Below are 3,823 nucleotides of genomic sequence, written 5' to 3'. Positions count from 1 at the left end.
TGCGGCCGGGCGTCCCCGAAGAGGGACGCGAGGGCCGCGACCTTGCGGGTACGGGACGGTTCGGCGGCGATCTGCCGTGACACGTCCGCCAGGCGGGCCAGCAGCATGCCGCCATGATGCGGCCGGAACGGTCCGCTGGAGCCGTACGCACTACCGGGTCACCGCCGACTCGTTGGGCGTCATCTGCTGGTGCGCTCCGGCACGTTCGCCCGGGACACGCTCGTGCTGGAGCGGGACGCGATCGCCGCCTGGGCGTTCACTTCCTCGCCGTTCGCGCGGAGAGCCGGTCTGGTGACGGTCACCGCGGCGGTGGCGGCAGGTGAGCACGGCTACCGCATTCCGGATCTCGCGGCGCGGACGGCGCCGGCCTTCGCCGCGACGACGGCGCCGGGGATTCTCGACGAATTCCTTCGCGGCTCCTGAACGCCTCGTCGTCGCAGCTGCCCAGGCTCAGGCTGCCGAGCCCGTATGCCCGCCTCGTGCGCAGACGACAGAACATGCACGTTCGCGGCGGCCGAAAATCGATTGAGGACCCCATGCGGTGTGTCTTCCGTACGCAAGACGACCGTTCCCGGACCGGAAGTGCCCCGCAGACAGCATGGTCCAACCGCACGGCGCATAACTCGCTTTACTAGTAACTGACTTGAGGAACTCCGGCGGGCTCCGAACGAGGCCCGGCTCCCTACTCGGGACAACGGAAAAGGCACGGAGTGCGGTTCTCTGCCAGAGGGAAATCGCGAGACCATCGGCCCGCACTCCCCGACTTTGCAGATTCGTTCGAGATTAGAGAACCCGAGCGAGACGGAAATCGGCTATTCTTACCAGCTCGCTCTGAGGGACTTGTGCCCCGACTGGCGCGGATGGGTCAATAGACGCAGCTGAGCTGCACGGTAGCCCACTCCATCGAGTGGGCCGGCGGCAGCGCGGCACGTTCGAACGGCCAGGGTCCGCCGACGGCGGATTCTTCTCCCCTCTCTCAACCTACTCCCTGCCGCCCCGCGCTCAGGGGCACGCATTCGACTCAGGGTCGACCAGTCGTCGACTCCACGGAATTCGAGCTCGTGCAGGGAGCATTCGGTTCCTCTGCGCACCCGTCATTTCCCGTGCGGTGTACGCGTTGCTGACGAGCGACGACGCCGGACCCACCGAGCAGAACTACACCTCGTCCAGAACCTCGGTTTGCCTCAGGAGGTCTCACCATGCCCATCACCCCCAGCCAGGGATCGACTGGTGGCGGCACCACCGTCGTCATCACCGGCACCAGTCTCAGCAATGCTACTGCCGTGAGGTTCGGCAGCAAGCTGGCCACGATCACCGCCAACACCCCGACTTCCGTGACCGTCACCTCGCCCTCGGGCAGCGGTACAGTCGGCGTCACGGTGACCACGGCCGCAGGTACGAGCAACCCTCTCAGCTTCTACTACATCGGGGCGCCGTTCAAGGCATCGCTGAGTGCTGATTCGGGGCCCTCCGGTGGCGGTAACACCGTCACCATCACCGGTTCCGGTCTCGCAACCGCCTCTTCCGTAGCATTCGGAGGCAACGACGCAACCCCAACCATCACCTCGGACAGCGTGCTGAGCGTCACCGTTCCCGCCGGCGCGGCCGGGTCGGTCGGCGTGAGCGTCACCACCACGGGCGGCACAAACAACGGCTTCTCCTACACCTACGTGGACGCGCCCACGATCACCTCACTGACACCGACATCGGGTTCGACCTCCGGCGGCACTGCAGTGACGATCGCCGGAACCGGCCTGTCCACCACTCAGTCGGTCACCTTCGACGGCGTCACCGCGCCATTCTCGGTGATCAACAGCGAGACTGTGTCAGCGGTCACACCGCCCGGCGCCGCGGGCGCGGTCGACGTCGTCGTCAACACGAGCGGCGGAAGCGCCACCGAAGTCGACGGCTACACCTATGTGACGGGCCCCGGCATCTGATCGACGCTTCCGGCACCTGCCGGGCGAGCAGGCGGCCCGGGCACCCCGGAAGGCGCCCGGGCCGTCACCCTGCCCCACCCCCACGGCCGTATCCGTCCACCGCTGCGAAGAGGCATCATGGCTGCACCTGCCCTGACGGGCCTGTCTCCCAATCAAGGACCCACCGCGGGCGGCACCACGGTGACGCTCACCGGCACCAACCTCGGCGACGTCACAACAGTCCGGTTCGGCACGACAGCGGCCGCGTTCACGATCGTGTCCGCCACGCAGATCACCGCCGTCGCCCCGCCCGGATCCGCGGGGAACGTCCAGGTGACCGCCATCAGCCCTGGCGGCACCAGCGGAGGACTGGCCTACTACTACGTCGCACTCCCGATCCTGACCGCCGTGTCCCCCGGTCAAGGGCCCGTCGCCGGCGGCACAGCTGTGACACTCACCGGAACCAACCTCGCCAACCTGACGACAGTCCGCTTCGGCACGACAACGGCTGCTTCCACGGTCGTCTCCGCCACCCAGATCAACGCCGTCGCCCCCTCCGTCCCTGGCGGGTCCCCGGGGCCGGCTCAGGTGACCGCCATCAGCCCTGGCGGCACCAGCGGAGGATTGGCCTACTACTACGTCGCACTGCCGACCCTGACGGCCGTGTCTCCCGCTCAAGGGCCGACCGCGGGCGGCACAGCCGTGACACTCACCGGAACCAACCTGCTCAACGCAACGACCGTCCGCTTCGGCGCCACATCAGCCGCGTTCTCGGTCGTGTCCGCCACTCAGATCACCGCCACCTCCCCTCCCGGATCCACGGGGTTCGCGCAGATCACCGTCATCACCCCGGGCGGCACCGGCGGCGGCGCGGCCTTCCAGTACGTCGCACTGCCCACCCTGACCAGCCTGTCTCCCACTCAAGGACCACCGACGGGCGGCACCACGGTGACACTCACCGGAACCAACCTCGGCGACGTGACAGCTGTCCGATTCGGAACCACAGCAACCGCGTTCACGATCGTGTCCCCCACCCAGATCACCGCCACGGCCCCCACCGGATCCGCGGGAGCCGTCCAGGTCACCGTCACCAGCCCAGGCGGTACCAGCGCGGGACTGACCTACACCCGGATCGCAGTCCCCGGTATCTGAGCGGCGCACCCCCCTTCCCCCGGCGGCGTCTCCTGTCATAGGGGCACGCCGCGCTCCAGGTGCAGACGAACGAGGCTCTCGTGCTGGTGAGCGAACATCGCGCTCACCAGCACGAGAGCCTCGTCTGTCAGGAACTACCTATCATCATCTGCTCGGTGGCCCACAGGGGAGAAGGTTCGCCCAGCACGAGCCGGCCGCGCTACGGAGCGCACACCGCGTAGACAGTCACGAATTCGCCCGCTTCCAGGGCATCGGCGTTGATGAACTGCCAGCCGCTGGAAGGCCCTCCCACCGGACCTACCGGACTGGACAGCACGGGACCGGTGACGTTGTCCGCAGCGGCCGGCGACCCGGTGTGCTGCACCGCACTGCCGCCTGTCGCAAAGGTGTCGACCGGGCAGGCCACCGAGAACGTGCTGTCGGCTGCTTGAGGCCCGGCAACTTCCAAGGAGGTCGTGATGCTCTGCGCGCCACTCGCGGCGCCCTGGGACCCCTGCACACCCTGGAACCCTTGCACGCCCTGCGCACCCTGCGCTCCGGCAGCGCCTTGCGCCCCGGCATCACCCTGCGTTCCCTGCGGCCCCTGACCACCGTCCTCACCCGGCGTCCCCGGCACACCCTGCGTGCCCTGCACACCCGCATCACCCTGCGGGCCTTGACCCCCGAGCTCACCCTGCGGACCCGGCGTACCGGCATCACCCTGCGTGCCCTGGGGACCTTGCACACCCGCATCGCCCTGCGTGCCCTGCGGC

Annotated in this window: 5 protein-coding genes; 4 read left to right on the top strand and 1 reads right to left on the bottom strand. The window is 68.4% G+C overall.

What is annotated here, in order from left to right:
- Window positions 1-135 precede the first annotated feature (135 nt).
- The 3 genes from ACIQMR_RS31375 (at window position 136) to ACIQMR_RS31365 (ending at window position 3,071) form a co-directional block, all read left to right on the top strand.
- The gene (locus tag ACIQMR_RS31375) at window positions 136-423 is read left to right on the top strand and encodes a PH domain-containing protein (protein ID WP_401394416.1); all 288 of its coding nucleotides are present in this window, start codon (window positions 136-138) and stop codon (window positions 421-423) included.
- Between the two features lie 776 nt (window positions 424-1,199).
- On the top strand, window positions 1,200-1,940 hold the full coding sequence (locus ACIQMR_RS31370; protein ID WP_401394396.1) for an IPT/TIG domain-containing protein: 741 nt from the start codon (window positions 1,200-1,202) through the stop codon (window positions 1,938-1,940).
- Between the two features lie 117 nt (window positions 1,941-2,057).
- On the top strand, window positions 2,058-3,071 hold the full coding sequence (locus tag ACIQMR_RS31365) for an IPT/TIG domain-containing protein (RefSeq protein ID WP_401394393.1): 1,014 nt from the start codon (window positions 2,058-2,060) through the stop codon (window positions 3,069-3,071).
- A gap of 199 nt (window positions 3,072-3,270) precedes the next feature.
- Here the strand turns inward: ACIQMR_RS31365 and ACIQMR_RS31360 are convergent, their stop codons facing one another.
- A complete protein-coding gene (locus ACIQMR_RS31360) occupies window positions 3,271-3,588 on the bottom strand; it encodes a hypothetical protein (protein WP_401394390.1) in 318 nt (105 codons plus the stop codon).
- Between ACIQMR_RS31360 and ACIQMR_RS31355 the strand changes: the two genes are divergently transcribed.
- Window positions 3,583-3,823 (top strand): hypothetical protein (locus tag ACIQMR_RS31355; protein ID WP_401394388.1); only part of this gene is annotated, 241 nt, incomplete at its 3' end. The genes ACIQMR_RS31360 and ACIQMR_RS31355 overlap by 6 nt on opposite strands.

Origin of the sequence: Streptomyces sp. NPDC091376 (assembly GCF_044757085.1) — a bacterium.
In the GTDB taxonomy this organism is placed as follows: domain Bacteria; phylum Actinomycetota; class Actinomycetes; order Streptomycetales; family Streptomycetaceae; genus Streptomyces; species Streptomyces pratisoli.
Note: the sequence above shows the minus strand (reverse complement) of the source record. Positions and strands in the feature narration are given on the sequence as shown.

Bases quoted from the DNA above. Each gene is read 5' to 3' on its own strand.
- ACIQMR_RS31365 (WP_401394393.1), top strand. From the start codon at position 2,058: ATGGCTGCACCTGCCCTGACGGGCCTGTCTCCCAATCAAGGACCCACC.
- ACIQMR_RS31370 (WP_401394396.1), top strand. From the start codon at position 1,200: ATGCCCATCACCCCCAGCCAGGGATCGACTGGTGGCGGCACCACCGTC.